Below are 22,387 nucleotides of genomic sequence, written 5' to 3' on the forward strand. Positions count from 1 at the left end.
GTGCGTCGCTACCTTCCCTGCTTCATTCTGTGGCTCATGATGCTGGCGCTGCTGTCACGCTACGCGCTGGCCGCCACGCTTCAGGTGGCCCCGGTAACGCTCGACCTGCAGAGCAATCAGCGGGCAGCGGCGGTCTATCTCACTAACAGTGGGAAAGCGGCCATCCATGCGCAGATTCGGGTGTACGAATGGACGCAAAAAAACGGTAAAGATGTTCTGGTGGCCACCGGGGAGGTGGTCAGCAGCCCGGCGATGACATCACTGGCGCCGGGCCAGCAGCAGCTGGTGCGCATTATCGTTATGCAGCCTGGCGCCCGTGCACAGGAGCAAAGTTACCGGCTGGTCATCGACGAGCTGCCGGACGCCACGTCCCGTGCCGCCAATCCCAACGCGGTGCACTTCCTGCTGCGCTACTCGATTCCGGTGTTTATTGCCGGGAACCAGAACGCGCCCGCCAGCCACGATGCACTGAGCTGCGAGCAGGCAGAAATGCCGGCCACCCTCCGCTGCTTTAACGCCGGAAACCGCCACATCCGCCTGAGCCACCTTGAGGCCATGACGGCCGATGGGCAGGTTGTAGGCTCGATTAAAGGCCTGGCGGGCTATGTGCTCCCGGGACAAACCGCCCTTTTACCGCTTAAGCAGGCTTCACGACACGCGCTCAGCACGCTGCGCGTCTATCTCAATGATGACCACCATGCCAGCCAGATACCCCTGCGCCCGCTCGCTTCTCGCGCTCCTGTTTTGGCTACCGCTCATGCTGTCAGCCCGGGCTGAACCCGCCGACACCGTACAATGGCTGGCCATTACCGTGAACCACGCCCCGCGAGGCGAGCTCTGGGCCTGCCGGGTGGTGGATAATGCGCTATGGATAAGCCGCAGCGACATGAAAAAGCTGGGGCTTCACGCCCCGGACGATCGCGCCGGGTGGGTTGAGCTGACGTCCCTGCCGGGCCTGAAGGTCAATGTCGACGTGCTGTCCCAGCAGGTGTCGATTACCGCAGAGGCAGAGGCGTTCGAGGGCCAGCAGCATCTGACCGTCTCAAAGCCCACACCGCTTTACCGCTATCCTGATGCGCAGCCCGTCAGCGCGTATACGCTCGGATACGCGCTCTACGCCAGCGATGCGCAGGGGAAGCGCCAGCTTAACGCCCAGACCATGCTGACCGCGTCCGGAGAGTTACCCGGAACGTTCAGCAGCAGTTTTTCAAGCCATGCCGGGGAGGAAAACAGCGCCGGTCGGCCTACCCACACCCGTCTCGAAACCCGCTGGCAGTGGGATAATACCGACTCGCTGACCACGCTGGCGCTGGGCGACAGCATCACCACCGGCACCCGCTGGAGCCGGCAGGTACGCTTTGGCGGTCTGCACTGGGCACGTAATTTTGAGCTCAATCCCCAGCTCAATACCGAACCGCGCAGCCGCTACAGCGACACGGCCGTGCTGCCCTCCACGGTCGATCTGTATATCGACGGCCTTAAGCAGAGCAGCCAGCGCGTCGCGCCGGGAGACTTTCTGCTGGATACCCTGCCCTCCTTCACCGGCAGCGGGCAGGCGGAGGTGGTCATTACCGATATCAACGGTCAGCGTCGCGCCGTACAGCTCGATCTCTACGGCGCGCCGGGCATGCTGGCGGAAGGGCTCAGCAGCGGCTCGCTGGACATCGGCTGGATGCGGGAAAACTACGCCCAGCACTCCGACGACTATGCCGCCTCGCCTCTGCTGGACGCGGGCTGGCGCTATGGGGTGAATAATCACCTGACGCTGGCACTGCATACGGAACAGCAGCGCAGGCTGCGCAACGTGGGCACGGGCGCTGACTGGCTGATATCTCCCGCCGTAGGGGTGGTCAGCCAGCACGTTGCCGTGAGCGACAGCCCTTACGGTCATGGCGTTCAGTGGGGCTTCGGCTGGCAGTGGAACGGCAGAGGAACGGGAATTTCTGCCAGCACCGTCCGTACCGGGGCGGGATTCGCCGACAACGCCCGTATGAGCGGTGCCGCGCCCGTCAGACGCAGCGACAGCGTTTGGGTAAGCCAGTCCGTCCCCCACTTCGGAACCGTGGGCGCGGGCTGGGTACAGCAGAACATTCAGGGCAATACTCAGCGTTACCTCAACGCCTCCTGGTCGCTGTCGCTGCCAGCACACATCTCCACCACGCTGAGCTATACCCGCTCGTTTACGGATTCGTCGAGTCACGTTCAACTGCTGCTTTCCGTCCCATTGGGTCGCGAAGACACGCTCTCCGTTCAGGCCAGCCGGGATAAACCGCGCATGGATTACCGCCACCAGCCGGACGATGAGGCCGGCGGCTGGTCATGGGAGCTGGGCCAGGGCTTTGGCGAACGGCGTGAAAGATATGCAGACGTAGGCTATCTGGGACAGGCGGGCGAATGGCACGTTGGGCTGCAGCAAGGTGCTCATCAGGGCAACCAGTACGCCTCAGCCGAAGGGAGCCTGACGCTGCTGGACGGCAGCCTGCACGCGCTGCGCTATATCCAGCAGGGCATGGCGCTGGTGTCAACGCACGGCATTGGGCACGTACCGGTGATGCTGGAAAACCGCCCGGCCGGTGAAACGGATGAGGACGGTTATCTCCTGCTGACCGACCTGCCGCGTTACCACAACAGCAAAATCAGCATTAACCCGCTCGATCTGCCCGCCGATGTGATCGCTCCCGTCACCGACATGCATGCCAGACCGGGCAACAGCAGCGCGGTAAAAGTCGATTTTAACGTCCATCACGCCGTCACGGTTCAGGCCCGACTGGTCGACAGCCGCCGCAGACCGCTCCCGCTGGGCAGCGTCGTGTCAACGCCGCAGGGTGCCACCATCGTAGGACGCGACGGCTTTATCTGGCTTGAAGATCCGCCCCTGCCGGGTGAACTGGTGGTGAAGACCGGTGAGGGGGAGTGCCGGGTCACGCTTCCGGCGCCGCGTACCGCGTCATCAATACAGAATATCGGAGAACAACTGTGTCATTAAGAGCGCCGTTATTATTGCTGCTCGTCCTGTCCGTGAAGGCGATGGCGGCAGCCTGCTGGATAACCTCCACGCCCGCCATTAACTTTGGCAACGTCGTGGCGGGCAATACAACCTCCGTCAACACCGAGGTAAAATTTAGCTGCCAGGCCGACAACGAGGGCAGAACGGAATATATCAATGTCTGCCTGAGCAGCGTAGACGCCCCGCCCTTTGAGATGATCTCGCCGGGGGACCAGGAGGGGAAACAGTACACTCTCCTCTTCCGCCTGCTTAACGGCGCAGCGCGCTCTCAGGAGCTGGGGCCTGCCAGCAGCGGGAACCTGATTCAGCAGACCCTGGCCGCGGAAAGCAATGCCAACGTCAGCGGTACCTTTCCGCTTATCGCCACCATTCCGGCAGGGCAAAGCCAGCTTCCGGCCTACCACTATTACAACTACAACATGAATCTGCGCATCGCCTGGCACAGCGCCATGCTTCAGGATGCGCTGCAAAACTGCTCGGACGGTTCAGCAGAGGGGGAGCAGGTGCAGGGCGGCACCAACGCGCAGGCCGAAATCAGCCAGGGATGCTACATCGAGCGAGTAACTCCGCTTAACTTCGGCACCCTGACCAGCACCGCTACCCTGCGCCCGACGCGATCCACCGCCACCGTCACCACGCGCTGTCCGGCCGGAATCGCGTTCACCCTTGCCATGGGCAAAGGCAACCATGCCAGCGGTAATCAGCGGCAGCTCTGCAACAGCGAGGGCCAGTGCCTGCGCTACGGGCTCTGGCAGGATGAGGCGGCCACGCAACGCTGGGGGGATCAAAGCAGCGGCGATGCGCTGCAGGTCACCAACCCTGCAGGCGGCACCCAGAACTACACCGTTTACGGCGAAGTCCCGGCACAGCCGCTAACCGGTACCGGGGAATTTATTGATGACGTGATTATCACGCTGACTTATTAAACCACCCAAAAACCTGTCTGGATCAATGTTATCGGTAACAATGGCGTTAAAATAGCCAGCAGTGCTGCCCGGAAGGCGTAAGCCTTCTCTTTTTATTCGTTATCTCTGTTTTATTACAACAACTTATGAAATACCTGCTTGCTGACGCCATCGTCTATAACGACGAGGACGGTTCTGTTTCTCTTATCAATGCGCCGGATGAAGATGCGCAGCTCCTCACCTGTACGGCCAATACCATCCTGAGGCTGCTGGTTCAGCATCATGGGAACGTGGTCGAACGGGAAACCTTTCTTCAGGAAGTCTGGGATCGGCGAGGGCTCCAGGGGTCTAACAACTCCTTAAACCAGTACATCAGCATTCTGCGCAAGATGCTGGCGACCCTGCTTCCCGACGAGCTGTTTATCGTTACCGTACCGAAAACAGGCTTTATGATCAGCGCAGACGTCACGGTCACCCCGCTTGAGGAGGCCCCACCGACCGCCGAAACGGCGCAACCTGCATGGAGCGTTCGCCCGGAATGGCTGTTCTGCGGCGCGCTCACGCTGGTCGTCATTGCGCTGTGCGTCTGGATCGCGCTCATCAAGCCAGATAAACCGCAGCGGGAGATCCATCTGCTGACGCATATCGGCACCTGTCCGGTCTACACCTTTACGCCGCTGGCGGACGTGTTTCACGGGAAGGCGATTACGCTGGCGCAAACGCTTCAGAAGGACGGCCATCTTCCGTGCCTGAAAAATTCAATTTTCTACATGCACATTCAGAGAACGCTTTTCTACGGCCACGAAGGGCGGCTGGTGCTCTCCCAGTGTTCCCTCACGCGGGGTAAAGCCAGCGCCTGTCGTACGCTTTACTATTACGAGTGGTGATATGAGACACAAAAAAGTTTGGCTAATTCTGATCCTGAACCTGCTGCTGCTGGGCGCCGCGCTGGCCTGGTACTTCCACACGCCCCCGCTCTCGGTAGCCTGCGATGGAAACCTGACCTTCTCCGACCGGCGCGACAGCCACGATTTCACCTTTGACGGCGAGATCATTATGCGTTTTCATCCCGACAAAACGGGGTACATCACGCTAAACGGCAGCGTGGTGAATGCCCCGCGCAGCTGGGAGGTTTCCCGCCAGGAGATGTTTAAATGGCGTCACGTGGAGGGCGAACTGTATGAAATTGTCATTCAAAAAGTGGAGCGTTTTAGCCACGATGCCATGCCGCCAGGCGTCTTTGAAAAGTACGTCGCGGGCCTGACGCTGGGCAATAAAAGGCTTCTGACGATTGAGCGCACGCCGGAAGACGCGCTGGTGATCAGCAATTTTTACTCGCCGGTGCTGGTCTGCTCGGAATAATGTCGACGGCTCAGGCTATACTTGCCGCCATGAATATTCGCATTCGCCCCACCCCCCCTAACGACGTTACTGCCCTGCCCGCCATTGAACGCGCGGCGGGCGAGCGCTTTCGTGAAAGCCCGGATCTCGCCTGGCTTGCCGACGGCGAGGTCATTTCCGCTGAGCAGCACCTTGAGTATGCCGAACGTGGGCTAAGCTGGCTGGCGCTGGCGAACGACCAGCCCGTCGGGTTTATCCTTGCCGAGGCCCATCCTTCATCACTGTTTATCGTGGAGCTCTCGGTCGATCTGGACTGGCAGGGAAAAGGGATCGGCAGGCAGCTCATCGCCTGCGTGGCAGACCATGCCCGTAAAAGGGGGCTGACAGCGCTGACGTTGACGACGTTCAGGAACGTACCGTGGAATGCGCCGTTCTATGCGCGGCTGGGGTTTGAAAAAATGACGACGCTGACGCCTGAGCTGCGTCAGAAAAGGGAAGAAGAGACAGCGCACGGTTTCGCGTATGAAACGCGCTGCGCCATGCGCCTGCCTCTGTAATATCGCCCGGTGGCGCTGCGCTTACCGGGCCTACAAAACCCTGAACCGTATGCCGGGTAAGGCGCAGCCGCCACCCGGCAAAAACCACGAACCGTAGGCCGGGTAAGGCGCAGCCGCCACCCGGCAAAAACCACGAACCGTAGGCCGGGTAAGGTGCAGCCGCCACCCGGCAAAAACCACGAACCGTAGGCCGGGTAAGGCGCAGCCACCACCCGGCAAAAACCACGAACCGTAGGCCGGGTAAGGCGCAGCCGCCACCCGGCACAACGCGCAGAGTTAGAACGTTTCCCAGTTATCGCCTGAATCGGCCGTCACGGTTTTACGCGCCATCACCGGCGTGGAAACCGCTTTAGCCGCAGCGAACTCGCGCGCTTTCATCTGCTCCTGCTGAATGCGGAACACCGCCACGGCCTGAGTCAGACGGCTCGCCTGCTCTTCCAGTGCGGCCGCCGCTGCGGCAGATTCCTCAACCAGCGAGGCGTTCTGCTGGGTCACGCGATCCATCTCAGCGACCGCCAGACCCACCTGGTCGATACCGCGGCTCTGCTCGTCAGACGCAGAGGCGATTTCACCCATGATGTCCGTTACGCGGGTCACCGCGTTCACGATCTCACCCATGGTTTCACCGGCGCTTTCGACAAGCGTTGAGCCTACTTCCACGCGGCCCACGGAGTCTTCAATCAGGCTCTTGATCTCGCGAGCCGCCTGGGCGCTGCGCTGGGCCAGGTTACGCACTTCACCTGCCACCACCGCAAAACCACGACCCTGCTCGCCCGCACGCGCCGCTTCTACCGCCGCGTTCAGTGCCAGAATGTTGGTCTGGAAGGCAATGCCGTCGATCACGCTGATAATATCGGCAATTTTCTGCGAACTGCCCGCGATGTCGCGCATGGTCTGCACCACGTTATCCACCACTTTACCGCCTTTCTGCGCGGTTTCAGAGGCGCTCAGCGCAAGATGGCTCGCCTGACGGGCGTTTTCGGCGTTCTGCTTAACGGTTGCCGTCAACTGCTCCATGCTGGCCGCGGTCTCTTCCAGAGAAGCGGCCTGCTGTTCAGTACGGGAAGAGAGGTCGTTATTGCCCATCGCAATTTCGCTCGCGCCGCTGTAGATAGCGTTCGCGCCGTTACGCACGTCGCCGACGGTACGCACCAGCTCGCCCTGCATATGGCGCAGCGAGTCGGCCAGTTCACCCATCTCGTTGGTGCCCTGAACCTCAATGCGCTTCACCAGGTCGCCGCTGGCGATATGGCGAATGTTGTCGATCAGACGATTCAGCGGAGAGATCAGCGTCTGCTTGATGTTGAGCCAGACGGCCACGATCACCACCAGCACGGCAATCAGGACGCTGATCAGCACCCAGATAGCCTGGCTGTAGGAGCTGTTGCTGTCTTCGACCGCTGTCTGATACAGCTTGTCGTTCTGCTGCAGGTAGCTCACATACTGCTTCTCAAAACCGTCCTGATAGCTCTGGGTCGGCTGGTCGAAGAAGGCGTTGATTTTGCCCGCACCCAGCAGCTGGATCAGCTCCGCCAGCGCGCCGTGGTAAATATCATAGTTACGCTTGATCTCCATGGCATCCGCATCGCTTTGACGCGGATCGCGCGGCAGGGCTTCGTAGGCAGCCCAGTTTTTTTCCGCCTGTTTAAGAGACGTAGACGCGATTTGCATCAAATCGTTAACGGTCGCGCCGCTGCCGATATTGCTCTGATCCATCATGTAGCGGATACCCGCACGGTTCAGGGTATTACGGGTTTGCAGCAACGCTACCCAGCTGGCGTTCAGCGTGGATTGTTGCTGGCGAATGGTTTGCAGGACGGTGAAATTTTCTTTGTCATTCTTAAGGGCATTAAAGAAAAGACCACCGGACGTGAGTTGTAAAAGGCCAAATATCGCTAAAACCAGCATTAAGCTGGTGACAATCTTTATACGGTTTAACATGTTTTCTCTTTCCTCAGACAGATACAGAATTTTCGGCCTGGAAAGGGAAAACTTTACGAAAATCATCCTGGAATTTGTGGTTTTTACTCTTCTTCCCGCGCTGCGTTATGCCGGTTTCCGAGTTCAATAAACTCTTCCAGCAGCGCCGTCAGCTGTTTCATCTTCTCCGGCGTGTATTCCGCCTCGATCTGCTGATACGCCTCTTCGACCTGCGCCTGGGCGTGTTCATACAGCGCATTCCCCTCTTTGGTCAGCGACACGTACAGCTTGCGCTGGTCGTTCACCGGCTTTAGGCGCAGCACCAGGCCGTCACGCTCCATGCGCGTCAGAATGCCGGTCAGGCTCGGGCGCAGGATGCAGGTGCGAAACGCCAGATCGTGAAAATCCATCGACGGATGTTCAGCCAGCACGCGCACAATGCGCCACTGCTGCTCGGTCAGGTTATGGCGCTTCACGATCGGGCGGAAGTACGACATCGCCGCTTCCCGCGCCTGCAGCAGCGCGATGGTTAATGAATCATGCATAGCCTTTCCCCTTAACATCATTAACAAGTAAACAATCACTAAAAGATGTTTTTATAAACAACACGTTTTCCGTCAAAAAGTCTAACAGAAACCCAATAATTTTATTAACTGTTTGATTTTACTATAAACAAATTACAGAATGTAAATTTATTGTTACTCCCATCACAAATCTTTCACTTCTGATTGCGAAATAAACAGCAAAAGCATAAAACCAGATCATTAACATATTAATGAAATCACAACCCGGACCGCCGGGGTGAGGAGTATATGAATGAAAGGTACCGTTTTTGCCGTCGCCCTCAACCATCAAAGCCAGCGTGAAGCCTGGCGTGAGGCCTTTGAAAAAGCGCCCTACAACACGCCGCCGAAAACGGCGGTGTGGTTTATCAAGCCGCATAACACGGTGATTCGCGCGGGCGAGCCGATCCCCTTCCCGCACGGGGAAACGGTGCTGAGCGGCGCGACTGTGGCGCTGGTCGTGGGCAAAACCGCCAGCAAGGTGCGCGCGGAGGACGCCGCGGAGTACATCGCGGGATATGCGCTCGCCAACGAGGTGAGCCTGCCGGAAGAGAGCTTCTACCGTCCGGCCATCAAGGCCAAATGCCGGGACGGATTTTGCCCGCTCGGCGAACTTGTCGCCGTTGATAACGTGGATAACCTGACCATCATCACCGAGATCAACGGCCGCGAAGCGGACCACTGGAGCACGGCCGATCTTCAGCATAACGCCGCCGAACTGCTGAGCGCCCTGAGCGAGTTCGCCACCCTCAATCCCGGCGATGCGATCCTGCTCGGCACCCCGCAAAGCCGCGTTGAGATCCGCCCGGGCGATCGCGTGCGTATTCTGGCGGAAGGCTTTCCGCCGCTGGAAAACCCGGTGGTGGATGAGCGTAGCGTCACTATTGCGCACAGCACGCCGCCGCACGCCACGCTGTTTGCCCTCGGTCTGAACTATGCCGACCACGCCAGCGAGCTGGACTTCAAGCCGCCAGCCGAGCCGCTGGTATTTATCAAAGCGCCAAACACCTTCAACGGCGACGGCCAGACGTCGGTGCGCCCGAACAATATCGAATACATGCATTACGAAGCGGAGCTGGTGGTGGTCATCGGTAAAACCGCGCGTAAGGTCAGCGAAGCCGAGGCGATGGACTACGTGGCGGGCTATACGGTCTGCAACGACTACGCCATCCGCGACTACCTGGAAAACTACTACCGCCCAAACCTGCGGGTAAAAAGCCGCGACGGGCTGACGCCCATTTCCCCCCACATCGTGCCGAAAGCGGCGATTCCCGCCCCGCACAACCTCGCCCTGCGCACCTTCGTCAATGGCGAGCTGCGCCAGGAAGGTACCACGGCGGATCTGATCTTCAGCATTCCGTTCCTGATTGCGTACCTGAGCGATTTTATGACCCTGCAGCCGGGCGACATGATTGCCACCGGCACGCCGAAAGGGCTGTCCGACGTGGTGCCGGGCGATGAGGTGGTGGTGGAAGTGGAGGGCGTGGGACGCCTGGTGAACCGAATTGTCAGCGAGGAGACTGCAAAATGAAAAAGATTAACCACTGGATCAACGGTAAAAACGTTGCCGGAAGCGAGTACTTCCACACCACCAACCCGGCTTCCGGCGAGGTGCTGGCAGAAGTCGCCTCCGGCGGTGAAGCTGAAATTCACCAGGCCGTCGCCGCCGCCAAAGAGGCGTTCCCGAAGTGGGCTAACCTGCCGATGAAGGAGCGCGCGCGCCTGATGCGCCGTCTGGGCGACCTGATCGACCAGAACGTGCCCGAGATTGCCGCCATGGAAACCGCTGACACCGGCCTGCCGATCCACCAGACCAAAAACGTGCTGATCCCGCGCGCCTCGCACAACTTCGAGTTCTTCGCCGAGGTGTGCCAGCAGATGAACGGCAAAACCTACCCGGTCGACGACAAGATGCTCAACTACACCCTGGTGCAGCCGGTGGGCGTCTGCGCGCTGGTATCGCCGTGGAACGTGCCGTTTATGACCGCCACCTGGAAGGTCGCGCCGTGCCTGGCACTCGGAAACACCGCGGTGCTGAAAATGTCTGAACTCTCCCCGCTGACCGCCGACCGTCTGGGCGAGCTGGCGCTGGAGGCGGGCATTCCGGCGGGCGTGCTGAACGTCGTTCAGGGCTACGGCGCGACGGCGGGCGACGCGCTGGTGCGCCATCACGACGTGCGCGCCGTCTCCTTCACCGGCGGCACCGCCACCGGGCGCAACATCATGAAAAACGCCGGGCTGAAGAAATATTCCATGGAGCTGGGCGGCAAATCCCCGGTGCTGATTTTTGAAGATGCCGACATCGAGCGCGCTCTCGACGCCGCCCTGTTCACCATCTTCTCGATCAACGGCGAGCGCTGCACCGCCGGCTCGCGCATCTTTATCCAGCAGAGCATCTACCCGGAATTCGTCAAGCGCTTCGCCGAGCGCGCCAACCGCCTGCGCGTTGGGGATCCAAACGATCCGAATACCCAGATTGGCGCACTCATCAGCAAGCAGCACTGGGAGAAGGTTTCCGGCTATATCCGCCTCGGCATTGAAGAAGGCGCAACCCTGCTGGCGGGCAGCCCGGACAAACCGACCGATCTGCCTGCGCATCTGAAGGGCGGCAACTTCCTGCGCCCAACCGTGCTGGCGGACGTCGATAACCGCATGCGCGTGGCGCAGGAGGAGATCTTCGGGCCGGTGGCCTGCCTGCTGCCGTTTAAGGACGAAGCGGAAGGCCTGCGCCTGGCGAACGACGTGGAGTACGGCCTGGCGTCGTACATCTGGACCCAGGACGTCAGCAAGGTGCTGCGCCTGGCGCGCAATATCGAAGCGGGCATGGTGTTCGTCAACACCCAGAACGTGCGCGACCTGCGCCAGCCGTTTGGCGGCGTGAAGGCCTCCGGCACCGGCCGCGAGGGCGGCGAGTACAGCTTCGAGGTGTTCGCGGAGATGAAGAACGTCTGCATCTCCATGGGCGACCATCCGATTCCAAAGTGGGGGATCTGACCATGGGTAAATTAGCGCTAGCGGCAAAAATCACCCACGTACCGTCGATGTACCTCTCCGAGCTGCCGGGGAAAAACCACGGCTGCCGCCAGTCGGCCATCGACGGGCATAAAGAAATCAGCAAGCGCTGCCGCGAGCTGGGCGTGGACACCATCATCGTGTTCGACACCCACTGGCTGGTGAACAGCGCGTACCACATCAACTGTGCGGACCATTTTGCAGGCGTTTATACCAGCAACGAGCTGCCGCACTTTATCCGCGACATGACCTACGACTACGACGGCAACCCGGAACTCGGCCAGCTGATCGCCGACGAGGCGGTGAAGCTCGGCGTGCGCGCCAAAGCGCACAACATTCCGAGCCTCAAGCTGGAGTACGGCACGCTGGTGCCGATGCGCTACATGAACGCGGATAAGCGCTTCAAAGTGGTCTCCATCTCGGCGTTCTGCACGGTTCACGACTTTGCCGACAGCCGCAGGCTGGGCGAGGCCATCGTCAGCGCCATTGAGAAATACGACGGCACCGTGGCGGTGCTCGCCAGCGGCTCGCTGTCGCACCGCTTTATCGACGACCAGCGCGCCGAGGAAGGAATGAACAGCTACACCCGCGAGTTTGACCGCCAGATGGACGAGCGCGTGGTGAAGCTGTGGCGCGAAGGCCAGTTTAAGGAGTTTTGCAGCATGCTGCCGGAGTACGCCGACTACTGCTACGGCGAGGGCAACATGCACGACACGGTGATGCTGCTGGGAATGCTCGGCTGGGACAGCTACGACGGCAAGGTGGAGTTTCTCACCGAGCTGTTCGCCAGCTCCGGTACCGGCCAGGTTAACGCCGTTTTCCCGCTGCCCGCGTAAGGAGCCAACGTGCCGCACTTTATTGCTGAATGTACCGACAACATCCGCGAGCAGGCCGACCTGCCGGGGCTGTTCGCCAAAGTCAACGAGGCGCTCGCCGCCACGGGCATCTTCCCCATCGGCGGAATCCGCAGCCGCGCCCACTGGCTGGACACCTGGCAGATGGCCGACGGCAGGCACGATTACGCCTTTGTGCATATGACGCTGAAGATTGGTGCCGGGCGCAGCCTGGAGAGCCGCCAGCAGGTGGGCGAGATGCTGTTTGCGTTGATCAAAACGCACTTCGCGGAGCTGATGGCCGCCCGCTATCTGGCGCTGTCGTTCGAGCTCGACGAGCTGCATCCGACGCTCAATTACAAGCAAAACAACGTGCACGCGTTGTTTAAGTAGCTGTTTGCTCGCCCGGTGGCGCTGCGCTTACCGGGCCTACAACAGCCCCAAACCGTAGGCCGGGTAAGCGAAGCGCCACCCGGCAACAGCAGCACCGAACCGTAGGCCGGGTAAGCGCAGCGCCACCCGGCAACAACAGGATATCGCCATGCTCGACAAACATACCCATACCCTGATCGCCCATCGCCTACATCAGGCGGAACAATCCCGGGAGCAGATCCGCGCGATCTCGCTGGACTACCCGGAGATCACTATTGAAGACGCCTACGCCGTCCAGCGCGAATGGGTCAGCCTGAAGATCGCCGAAGGCCGCGTGCTGAAGGGCCACAAGATCGGCCTCACTTCTAAGGCGATGCAGGCCAGCTCCCAGATCAGCGAGCCGGACTACGGCGCGCTGCTGGACGACATGTTCTTCCACGACGGCAGCGACATTCCCGTGGATCGCTTTATCGTCCCGCGCATCGAAGTGGAGCTGGCCTTCGTGCTGGCGAAACCGCTGCGAGGCCCGAACTGCACGATTTTCGACGTCTACAACGCTACGGACTACGTCATCCCCGCGCTGGAGCTGATCGACGCCCGCTGCCACAACGTTGACCCGGAAACCCAGCGCCCGCGCAAGGTGTTCGACACCATCTCCGATAATGCCGCTAACGCGGGGGTGATCCTCGGCGGCCGCCCGATTAAGCCCGACGAGCTGGATCTGCGCTGGATCTCCGCCCTGCTCTACCGCAACGGCGTGATCGAAGAGACCGGCGTTGCCGCAGGCGTGCTTAACCACCCGGCGAACGGCGTGGCGTGGCTGGCGAACAAGCTGGCACCGTACGACGTACAGCTTGAGCCGGGGCAAATCATCCTCGGCGGCTCCTTTACCCGCCCGGTGCCCGCCAGCAGAGGCGACACCTTCCACGTCGACTACGGCAGCATGGGCTCCATCAGCTGCCGCTTTGTGTAAGGAGACAACCATGCAAAACGCATTCAAAGCGGCGCTGAAGGCGGGCCGCCCGCAAATCGGTTTATGGCTGGGGCTGACCAGCAGCTACAGCGCCGAGCTGCTGGCGGGGGCAGGCTTCGACTGGCTGCTGATCGACGGCGAGCACGCGCCGAACAGCGTGCAAACCGTGTTAACCCAATTACAGGCCATCGCGCCCTATCCCAGCCAGCCGGTGGTGCGCCCGTCGTGGAACGACCCGGTGCAGATAAAACAGCTGCTGGACGTGGGCGCGCAAACCCTGCTGGTGCCGATGGTGCAAAACGCCGACGAAGCGCGGCTGGCGGTGCGTTCGACGCGCTACCCGCCTGCGGGCATTCGCGGCGTCGGCAGCGCCCTGGCTCGCGCCTCGCGCTGGAACCGCATCCCGGATTACCTGCAGCAGGCCAACGACGCCATGTGCGTGCTGGTGCAGATTGAAACCCGCGAGGCGCTGAAAAACCTGCCGCAGATCCTGGACGTGGAAGGCGTCGACGGCGTGTTTATCGGCCCGGCGGATCTGAGCGCCGACATGGGCTTTGCCGGCAATCCGCAGCACCCGGAAGTGCAGGCCGCCATCGAGCAGGCGATCGCGCAGATCCTTAGCGCCGGTAAAGCGCCCGGCATCCTGATGGCGAACGAGCAGCTGGCGAAACGCTACCTCGAACTCGGCGCGCTGTTTGTCGCCGTCGGCGTCGACACCACCCTGCTCGCCCGCGGCGCGGAGGCGCTGGCGGCACGCTTTATCGAACAACCGGTTACGTCAGTTAATAACAATAAATCCGTCTACTAAACGTAAGATCTGGAGCGCACCATGACGACCTCTACCCTGCAAACCCATGATAATAAAGCTGTTGAACATCGCGTCATTAACAAGCTGTTCCGACGCCTGATCGTCTTTCTCTTTATCCTGTTTGTCTTTTCGTTTCTCGATCGCATCAACATCGGCTTTGCCGGGCTGACGATGGGCAAAGATCTGGGACTCACGTCAACCATGTTTGGCCTGGCCGCGACGCTGTTTTACGTCACCTACGTGCTGTGCGGGATCCCGAGCAACATCATGCTGGCGAAGATCGGCGCGCGGCGCTGGATCGCCGGGATCATGGTGGTGTGGGGCATCGCCTCCACCTGCACCATGTTCGCCACCAGCCCTGAAACGCTCTACGTCCTGCGCATGCTGGTGGGTATTGCCGAAGCGGGCTTCCTGCCTGGGATCCTGGTCTACCTGACATGGTGGTTCCCGGCGTATCACCGCGCCCGCGCCAACGCGCTGTTTATGATCGCCATGCCGGTGACCATGATGCTCGGCTCGATCCTCTCCGGCTACATTCTGGCGATGGACGGGCTGTGGAACCTGAAGGGCTGGCAGTGGCTGTTCCTGCTGGAGGGGCTGCCGTCGGTGGTGCTCGGCGTAGTGACCTGGTTCTACCTCAACGACACGCCGGATCAGGCCACCTGGCTGGACGACGACGAAAAGCAGGCGCTGAAAACGATGATCGCCCGCGAGCAGGAGGTCGCCATTGCCCGGCCCGTCACGCCGAAATCAACGCTTCGCGAGGTGCTGACCCCGGCGGTGCTGCTCTACACGCTGGCCTACTTCTGCCTGACCAACACGCTCAGCGCCATCAACATCTGGACGCCGCAGATCCTGCAAAGCTTCAACACGGGGAGCAGCAACATCGTCATCGGCCTGCTGGCGGCGATCCCGCAGTTTTGTACCATCCTCGGGATGATCTGGTGGAGCCGACGCTCCGACAGGCTAAAAGAGCGAAAAAAGCACACCATCCTGCCGTACCTGTTCGCCGCGGCGGGATGGATGCTGGCCTCGGCCACCGATCACAGCCTGATCCAGCTGCTTGGCATCATTATGGCCTCAACCGGATCCTTTACCGCCATGGCGATATTCTGGACCACGCCGGATCGGGTTATTAGCCTGCAGTCCCGGGCGGTGGCGCTGGCGGTGATCAACGCCATCGGCAACGTCGGATCCGCCGTTAGCCCGTTGCTGATCGGCATTCTGCGTGATGCAACCGGCAGCTTCAGCTCCGGGCTGTGGTTCGTGGCCGGGCTGCTGGTGGTCGGCGCGCTGGTGTTGACGCGCATCCCGATGACGCAGCGCGAAAGCCTTGAGCGCGAGCCGGGCGTCGCGGCGCAGAAGATCCACTAGGGAGCCGCCATGTGCCAGAGCCCCATTACCAACATCGACATCAGCAAGGAGTACGACGAAAGTCTGGGCACCGACGATGTGCACTACCAGTCGTTCGCGCGCATGGCGGCCTTTTTTGGCCGCGACATGCAGGCGCATCGTCACGACCAGTATTTTCAGATGCACTTTCTCGATACCGGGCAGATTGAGCTCCAGCTCGACGATCACCGCTACTCGGTACAGGCCCCGCTGTTCGTCCTGACGCCGCCGTCGGTGCCGCACGCGTTTATCACCGAATCCGACAGCGACGGGCACGTGCTGACGGTGCGTGAGGATCTGATCTGGCCGCTGCTGGAGGTGCTCTACCCCGGCACGCGGGAAGCGTTTGGCCTGCCGGGGATCTGCCTCTCGCTGGCCGACAGGCCGGACGAGCTGGCGGCGCTGAAGCACTACTGGCAGCTCATTGCCCGGGAATCGACGGAACAGCTGCCGGGGCGCGAACACACGCTGGTCCTGCTGGCGCAGGCGGTGTTTACCCTGCTGCTGCGCAACGCGAAGCTCGACGACCACGCTTCGGGCGGCATGCGCGGCGAGCTGAAGCTGTTCCAGCGCTTTACCCAGCTGATAGATGTCCACTACCACCAGCACTGGACGGTCCCGGAATACGCCAGCGAGCTGCACCTGACCGAATCCCGCCTGACCGACATCTGCCGCCGCTTCGCCAACCGCCCGCCGAAGCGGCTGATCTTCGACCGCCAGCTGCGCGAAGCCAGGCGGCTGCTGCTCTTTTCCGACAGCGCGGTCAGCGAGATTGCCTGGCAGCTGGGGTTTAAGGATCCGGCCTATTTTGCCCGCTTTTTTAACCGCTTAGTGGGATGCTCGCCGAGCGCGTATCGGGCGCAGAAAGTACCGGTGTCGTAATTCCCCGGTGGCGCTACGCTTACCGGGGCTACGGTCCGTAGGGCGGGTAAGCGCAGCGCCACCCGCCGAAAAGCCGCACAGATCACAAAACCACATCCCGCCCGAAAAGTACCCGCCGTTGTCCCAATCGTCCCTTCACGTTACGCCCCTCTCAGGCTTCAATTAAACAACAAAAACAAAACATAAATTTAACAACACTATTCCGATACGAGGTCCCTATGAAGCCTGAAGATTTCCGCGCTGATGCCAAACGTCCGTTAACCGGCGAAGAGTATTTAAGAAGCCTGCAGGATGGCCGTGAAATTTACATCTACGGCGAGCGCGTCAAAGACGTCACCACCCATCCGGCGTTTCGCAACGCGGCGGCCTCTATCGCGCAGATGTACGACGCGCTGCACAAGCCGGACATGCAGGACACCCTCTGCTGGGGCACCGACACCGGCAGCGGCGGCTATACCCACAAGTTCTTCCGCGTGGCGAAAAGCGCCGACGACCTGCGCCAGCAGCGCGACGCTATCGCCGAGTGGTCGCGCCTGAGCTACGGCTGGATGGGCCGCACGCCGGACTACAAGGCCGCGTTCGGCTGCGCGCTCGGCGCCAACCCGGCCTTCTACGGCCAGTTCGAACAGAACGCCCGCAGCTGGTACACGCGCATTCAGGAAACCGGCCTGTACTTCAACCACGCCATCGTTAACCCGCCGATCGACCGCCACAAGCCGGCGGACGAGGTGAAAGACGTCTACATCAAGCTGGAGAAAGAGACCGACGCCGGGATCATCGTCAGCGGTGCGAAGGTGGTGGCAACCAACTCGGCGCTGACCCACTACAACATGATCGGCTTCGGCTCCGCGCAGGTGATGGGCGAAAACCCGGACTTCGCGCTGATGTTCGTCGCGCCGATGGATGCCGAAGGCGTGAAGCTGATCTCCCGCGCCTCTTACGAGATGGTGGCAGGCGCAACCGGATCCCCGTACGACTACCCGCTCTCCAGCCGCTTCGACGAGAACGACGCGATCCTGGTGATGGATCACGTGCTGATCCCGTGGGAAAACGTGCTGATCTACCGCGATTTCGACCGCTGCCGTCGCTGGACGATGGAAGGCGGCTTTGCGCGGATGTACCCGCTGCAGGCCTGCGTTCGCCTGGCGGTGAAGCTCGACTTCATTACCGCCCTGCTGAAGAAATCGCTCGAGTGCACCGGTACCCTGGAGTTCCGCGGCGTGCAGGCGGATCTCGGCGAAGTGGTGGCCTGGCGCAACATGTTCTGGGCGCTGAGCGACTCCATGTGCTCCGAAGCCACCCCGTGGGTCAACGGCGCGTATCTGCCGGATCACGCCGCGCTGCAAACCTACCGCGTGATGGCGCCGATGGCCTACGCCAAGATCAAGAACATCATCGAGCGTAACGTTACGTCCGGTCTGATCTACCTGCCGTCCAGCGCCCGGGATCTGAACAACCCGCAGATCGACCAGTATCTGGCGAAATACGTGCGCGGCTCCAACGGCATGGACCACGTCGAACGTATCAAGATTTTGAAGCTGATGTGGGACGCCATCGGCAGCGAGTTTGGCGGCCGTCACGAGCTGTACGAAATCAATTACTCCGGGAGCCAGGATGAGATCCGCCTGCAGTGTCTGCGCCAGGCGCAGAGCTCCGGCAATATGGACAAGATGATGGCGATGGTCGACCGCTGCATGTCCGAATACGACCAGCACGGCTGGACGGTGCCGCACCTGCACAACAACACCGATATCAACATGCTCGACAAGCTGCTGAAATAGCGCAGCGGGAGGTTGCAATGCATTCAGATGAACAACGCCTGCGTTTTCGCGACGCAATGAGCAGCCTGTCGGCGGCGGTCAATGTGGTCACCACCGAGGGCGAGGCGGGCCGCTGCGGCATTACCGCCACCGCCGTCTGTTCGGTCACGGACACCCCGCCGTCGGTTATGGTGTGCATCAACGCCAACAGCGCCATGAACCCGGTATTTCAGGGCAACGGCAGGCTGTGCGTTAACGTACTGAACCACGAGCAGGAGATCATGGCTCGCCATTTCGCCGGGATGACCGGTATGACGATGGAGGAACGCTTTACCCTCTCCTGCTGGCAGAAAGGGCCGCTGGCGCAGCCGGTGCTCAAGGGCGCGCTCGCCAGCCTTGAGGGCGAGATTAGCCAGGTGCAAACCATCGGCACGCATCTTGTCTACCTTGTTGAAATTAAAAATATCATTCTGAGCGACGCGGGACACGGCCTGATCTACTTCAAGCGCCGTTTCCACCCGGTCATGCTGGAGGCGGAAGCCGCCGTGTGATCCCCCCTCGCGCTGGCCTTTTTTTCCGGCCAGCGCCGCTTTCTACAAAAACTCCTAAGGTTTCCGCTAAATCACGCCGTTATATACCCATAAGAGAAATTTTATGTGACTGAATACTGACACCACCTGTCAGTGCATCCGCATCATTCAGCGCATACCTAAATATACAGGATGACCTTATGGCTAAAACGACGCGGAGCCGCTCGGCTGAACGTCTGGTCGATATTCTGGTTGAGCTACATTTAAACGGTGTGGTAAACCGCAGTGCGCTAATGGAGAAATTTAAAATTACCGAGCGCACCGTCTACCGGGATTTAAATGCCCTCTCTCCCATTGTTGAACATACCGGTAACGGGCTATATCGACTGATTCATTCTGCACAATCGCCCGGCGGACAAGGCTTACACCACACCCTTGCTAACTTCCTGAATGCCGACAGCTTTTTCCCTGAAAGAAATACGGAATTCTGGCAGAATCTTGAAACGCGCGTTGACGAAAACCATATTCTTATTCTTGCGAATGAAGCCGAACACACGGTACAGCGCGATATTCGCCGTCATTTAACGAAAATCGAGAGATCGATTAAAAACCATAATGTTTGTCAGATTGTTTATAAGGGGAAAACCCGTCTGATTAATCCCTATAAACTCATTAACAAAAAAAATATATGGTATTTACAAGCCACCGAAAATAGCCGCCTGAAATCCTTCTCATTGAGCCAGATTAGCTGGTTTGATATTCAGAAGACGACCTTCACCCCGGAAGAAAATGTTCTTGAGCTGCTGGAGAAAAGCCTCGATCCCTGGGTATCTGAAAATACTTTCGCGGTGAAAATATTTATCAAAGATAATATTTCACATTACTTCCTGCGCCGCGATCTTCTGCCGGAACAGGAGCTGCTGGAGGAGCAACAGGGCGGCGTCACGCTGCGCTGCCAGGCGGCGCACGAGAACCAGATCCTGCCGCTGCTGTTCTACTGGCTGCCACATATTCAGATTCTGGAGCCGAGCTGGCTGAAGGAAAAACTGATTAGAACGCTGGAGAACTATCTGGCGGTGGAGCGTAACCCGAATAATCAAGTGATCTCAATCACATAATTTCGACCCCTGGCGGCGAGCCGGAACCGCTCGTCGCCCCCTTTGACCGCTCACCCGGCACTTTCAACCACTCATTCATTTACCGTCCTTTACATGCGCGAGGATCTGGCACGATCGCTCCAGCATTAATCAATACCTCCTCACAACGAACCCTGACCCTTTTTTCTTTACATAAAAAACCAGGTCTTACTATGGATACTAAAAAACTACTGAAGCACGTGCCCTGGGCCTTACTCGGGATCCTCGGCGCTTTCTGTCTGGCGGTTGTCGCATTACGCCGGGGCGAACACGTAAGCGCCCTGTGGATCGTGGTCGCGTCGGTTTCCGTCTATCTTGTTGCTTATCGCTACTACAGCTTGTACATCGCGCAGAAGGTCATGAAGCTCGACCCGACGCGCGCCACCCCGGCGGTCATTAACAATGACGGCCTGAACTACGTGCCAACCAACCGCTACGTGCTGTTTGGTCACCACTTTGCCGCTATCGCCGGTGCAGGCCCGCTGGTGGGCCCGGTGCTGGCCGCGCAGATGGGCTACCTGCCGGGTACCCTGTGGCTGCTCGCCGGCGTGGTGCTGGCGGGTGCGGTGCAGGACTTTATGGTGCTGTTTATCTCTTCTCGCCGTAACGGCGCCTCTCTGGGTGAGATGGTCAAAGAAGAGATGGGCCGCGTGCCGGGGACCATCGCCCTGTTCGGCTGCTTCCTGATTATGATCATCATCCTCGCGGTGCTGGCCCTGATCGTGGTGAAAGCGCTGGCCGAAAGCCCGTGGGGCGTCTTCACCGTCTGCTCAACCGTACCGATTGCGCTGTTCATGGGGATCTACATGCGATTCCTGCGTCCGGGACGCGTGGGTGAAGTGTCGGTGATTGGTATCGTGCTGCTGGTGGCCTCCATCTACTTCGGCGGCGTGATTGCGCACGACCCGTACTGGGGCCCGGCGCTGACCTTCAAAGACACCACCATTACCTTCGCGCTGATTGGCTATGCGTTTATCTCCGCGCTGCTGCCGGTCTGGCTGATTCTGGCCCCGCGTGACTACCTGGCGACCTTCCTGAAAATCGGCGTTATCGTCGGTCTGGCGATCGGCATCCTGGTGATTAACCCGGATCTGAAAATGCCTGCGGTAACCCAGTACATCGACGGCACCGGCCCGCTGTGGAAAGGCGCCCTGTTCCCGTTCCTGTTCATCACCATCGCCTGCGGTGCGGTCTCCGGCTTCCACGCCCTGATTGCGTCCGGCACCACGCCTAAGCTGCTGGCGAACGAGAAAGACGCGCGTCTGATCGGCTACGGCGCGATGCTGATGGAGTCCTTCGTGGCGATCATGGCGCTGGTTGCAGCGTCCATCATCGAACCGGGTCTGTACTTCGCGATGAACACCCCGCCTGCGGGCCTCGGCATTACCATGCCAAACCTGCACGAAATGGGCGGCGATAACGCGGCGCTGATTATGGCGCAGCTGAAGGACGCGAGCGCACACGCGGCGGCGACCGTCAGCTCCTGGGGCTTCGTGATTTCGCCTGAGCAGATCATGCAGACGGCGAAGGACATCGGCGAACCGTCCGTGCTGAACCGCGCAGGTGGTGCACCTACGCTTGCCGTCGGTATCGCACACGTGTTCCACAAAGTGCTGCCGTGGGCGGACATGGGCTTCTGGTACCACTTCGGTATTCTGTTCGAAGCGCTGTTCATCCTGACCGCGCTGGACGCTGGTACCCGTGCGGGCCGCTTCATGCTGCAGGACCTGCTCGGTAACTTCGTGCCGTTCCTGAAGAAAACCGATTCTCTGGTGGCGGGCATTCTGGGTACTGCCGGCTGCGTCGGCCTGTGGGGCTACCTCCTGTATCAGGGCGTTGTCGACCCGCTCGGCGGCGTGAAGAGCCTGTGGCCGCTGTTCGGTATCTCTAACCAGATGCTCGCAGCCGTTGCTCTGGTGCTCGGTACCGTGGTCCTCGTGAAGATGAAACGCACCAAATACATCTGGGTAACGGTTGTTCCTGCGCTGTGGCTGCTGCTCTGCACCACCTGGGCGCTTGGCCTGAAGCTGTTCAGCGCCAACCCGCAGCTGGAAGGCTTCTTCTTCATGGCTAACCAGTACAAAGAGAAGATTGCCGCAGGCGGCGCGGATCTGACCGCGCAGCAGATTGCCAACATGAACCATATCGTGGTGAACAACTACACCAACGCGGGTCTGAGCATTCTGTTCCTGGTGGTGGTGTACAGCATCATCTTCTACGGCATCAAAACCTGGCTTAACGTGCGCAACGCCGACGGCCGTACGGATAAAGAAACCCCGTACGTGCCGGTGCCGGAAGGCGGCGTGAATACCTCTTCACACCATTAATCCGCAATCCTCCCCCTCTCCCTTTGGGAGAGGGCTGGGGTGAGGGGAACATAAGCCCAGCGGACCCAC

The 22,387-nt window shown here is 60.1% G+C and carries 20 protein-coding genes; 18 read left to right on the forward strand and 2 right to left on the reverse strand.

Annotated elements, in window-relative coordinates:
• The 6 genes from P346_RS07515 (at position 1) to P346_RS07490 (ending at position 5,810) form a co-directional block, all read left to right on the forward strand.
• A complete protein-coding gene (locus P346_RS07515; RefSeq protein ID WP_032660855.1) occupies positions 1 to 777 on the forward strand; it encodes a fimbrial biogenesis chaperone in 777 nt (258 codons plus the stop codon).
• On the forward strand, positions 698 to 2,986 hold the full coding sequence (locus P346_RS07510; protein WP_233456552.1) for a fimbria/pilus outer membrane usher protein: 2,289 nt from the start codon (positions 698 to 700) through the stop codon (positions 2,984 to 2,986). Before P346_RS07515 ends, P346_RS07510 begins: the two co-directional genes overlap by 80 nt.
• On the forward strand, positions 2,977 to 3,933 hold the full coding sequence (locus tag P346_RS07505; protein ID WP_032660861.1) for a Csu type fimbrial protein: 957 nt from the start codon (positions 2,977 to 2,979) through the stop codon (positions 3,931 to 3,933). The genes P346_RS07510 and P346_RS07505 overlap by 10 nt, the downstream gene beginning before the upstream one ends.
• 125 nt (positions 3,934 to 4,058) lie before the next feature.
• Entirely contained in the window at positions 4,059 to 4,799 is a 741-nt protein-coding gene (locus tag P346_RS07500) for a winged helix-turn-helix domain-containing protein (protein ID WP_032660863.1), read from the forward strand.
• 1 nt (position 4,800) lies between these two features.
• Positions 4,801 to 5,274 carry a hypothetical protein gene (locus P346_RS07495; protein WP_032660867.1) on the forward strand — a complete coding sequence of 158 codons (474 nt, stop codon included), beginning with the start codon at positions 4,801 to 4,803 and terminating at the stop codon, positions 5,272 to 5,274.
• 29 nt (positions 5,275 to 5,303) lie between these two features.
• On the forward strand, positions 5,304 to 5,810 hold the full coding sequence (locus P346_RS07490; RefSeq protein ID WP_032660869.1) for a GNAT family N-acetyltransferase: 507 nt from the start codon (positions 5,304 to 5,306) through the stop codon (positions 5,808 to 5,810).
• A 276-nt stretch (positions 5,811 to 6,086) separates the two neighbouring features.
• Here the strand turns inward: P346_RS07490 and tsr are convergent, their stop codons facing one another.
• The gene (tsr, locus tag P346_RS07485) at positions 6,087 to 7,751 is read right to left on the reverse strand and encodes a methyl-accepting chemotaxis protein (RefSeq protein WP_032660993.1); all 1,665 of its coding nucleotides are present in this window, start codon (positions 7,749 to 7,751) and stop codon (positions 6,087 to 6,089) included.
• An 83-nt stretch (positions 7,752 to 7,834) separates the two neighbouring features.
• Positions 7,835 to 8,275 (reverse strand): homoprotocatechuate degradation operon regulator HpaR, encoded by a 441-nt coding sequence (gene hpaR / locus P346_RS07480; RefSeq protein WP_023334396.1) that lies wholly within the window; start codon positions 8,273 to 8,275, stop codon positions 7,835 to 7,837.
• Between the two features lie 271 nt (positions 8,276 to 8,546).
• Between hpaR and hpaG the strand changes: the two genes are divergently transcribed.
• From hpaG to P346_RS07420, 12 genes are all read left to right on the forward strand, one after another.
• On the forward strand, positions 8,547 to 9,824 hold the full coding sequence (gene hpaG, locus P346_RS07475) for a 4-hydroxyphenylacetate degradation bifunctional isomerase/decarboxylase (RefSeq protein WP_032660872.1): 1,278 nt from the start codon (positions 8,547 to 8,549) through the stop codon (positions 9,822 to 9,824).
• A complete protein-coding gene (gene hpaE / locus P346_RS07470; protein WP_032660874.1) occupies positions 9,821 to 11,287 on the forward strand; it encodes a 5-carboxymethyl-2-hydroxymuconate semialdehyde dehydrogenase in 1,467 nt (488 codons plus the stop codon). The genes hpaG and hpaE overlap by 4 nt, the downstream gene beginning before the upstream one ends.
• A gap of 2 nt (positions 11,288 to 11,289) precedes the next feature.
• A complete protein-coding gene (hpaD, locus tag P346_RS07465) occupies positions 11,290 to 12,141 on the forward strand; it encodes a 3,4-dihydroxyphenylacetate 2,3-dioxygenase (protein ID WP_032660877.1) in 852 nt (283 codons plus the stop codon).
• Between the two features lie 9 nt (positions 12,142 to 12,150).
• A complete protein-coding gene (locus P346_RS07460) occupies positions 12,151 to 12,531 on the forward strand; it encodes a 5-carboxymethyl-2-hydroxymuconate Delta-isomerase (protein WP_032660880.1) in 381 nt (126 codons plus the stop codon).
• A 148-nt stretch (positions 12,532 to 12,679) separates the two neighbouring features.
• Positions 12,680 to 13,483 (forward strand): 2-oxo-hept-4-ene-1,7-dioate hydratase, encoded by an 804-nt coding sequence (gene hpaH, locus P346_RS07455; RefSeq protein ID WP_032660883.1) that lies wholly within the window; start codon positions 12,680 to 12,682, stop codon positions 13,481 to 13,483.
• 10 nt (positions 13,484 to 13,493) lie between these two features.
• Complete coding sequence (gene hpaI / locus P346_RS07450; protein WP_032660885.1) at positions 13,494 to 14,291, forward strand: 4-hydroxy-2-oxoheptanedioate aldolase; 798 nt, start codon at positions 13,494 to 13,496, stop codon at positions 14,289 to 14,291.
• A gap of 21 nt (positions 14,292 to 14,312) precedes the next feature.
• A complete protein-coding gene (gene hpaX, locus P346_RS07445) occupies positions 14,313 to 15,665 on the forward strand; it encodes a 4-hydroxyphenylacetate permease (protein WP_032660888.1) in 1,353 nt (450 codons plus the stop codon).
• A gap of 9 nt (positions 15,666 to 15,674) precedes the next feature.
• Positions 15,675 to 16,565, forward strand: coding sequence for a 4-hydroxyphenylacetate catabolism regulatory protein HpaA (hpaA, locus tag P346_RS07440; protein ID WP_032660891.1), 891 nt, complete (start codon positions 15,675 to 15,677; stop codon positions 16,563 to 16,565).
• Between the two features lie 218 nt (positions 16,566 to 16,783).
• Positions 16,784 to 18,346, forward strand: a complete 1,563-nt coding sequence (gene hpaB, locus P346_RS07435; RefSeq protein WP_032660893.1) for a 4-hydroxyphenylacetate 3-monooxygenase, oxygenase component — start codon at positions 16,784 to 16,786, stop codon at positions 18,344 to 18,346.
• 17 nt (positions 18,347 to 18,363) lie between these two features.
• Complete coding sequence (locus P346_RS07430; protein ID WP_032660896.1) at positions 18,364 to 18,876, forward strand: 4-hydroxyphenylacetate 3-monooxygenase reductase subunit; 513 nt, start codon at positions 18,364 to 18,366, stop codon at positions 18,874 to 18,876.
• Between the two features lie 179 nt (positions 18,877 to 19,055).
• Entirely contained in the window at positions 19,056 to 19,973 is a 918-nt protein-coding gene (locus tag P346_RS07425) for a helix-turn-helix transcriptional regulator (protein WP_032660900.1), read from the forward strand.
• Between the two features lie 191 nt (positions 19,974 to 20,164).
• The gene (locus P346_RS07420) at positions 20,165 to 22,318 is read left to right on the forward strand and encodes a carbon starvation CstA family protein (RefSeq protein WP_032660903.1); all 2,154 of its coding nucleotides are present in this window, start codon (positions 20,165 to 20,167) and stop codon (positions 22,316 to 22,318) included.
• Positions 22,319 to 22,387 lie beyond the last annotated feature (69 nt).

This window comes from Enterobacter sp. DC1 (assembly GCF_000568075.1).
GTDB classification, from domain to species: domain Bacteria; phylum Pseudomonadota; class Gammaproteobacteria; order Enterobacterales; family Enterobacteriaceae; genus Enterobacter; species Enterobacter asburiae.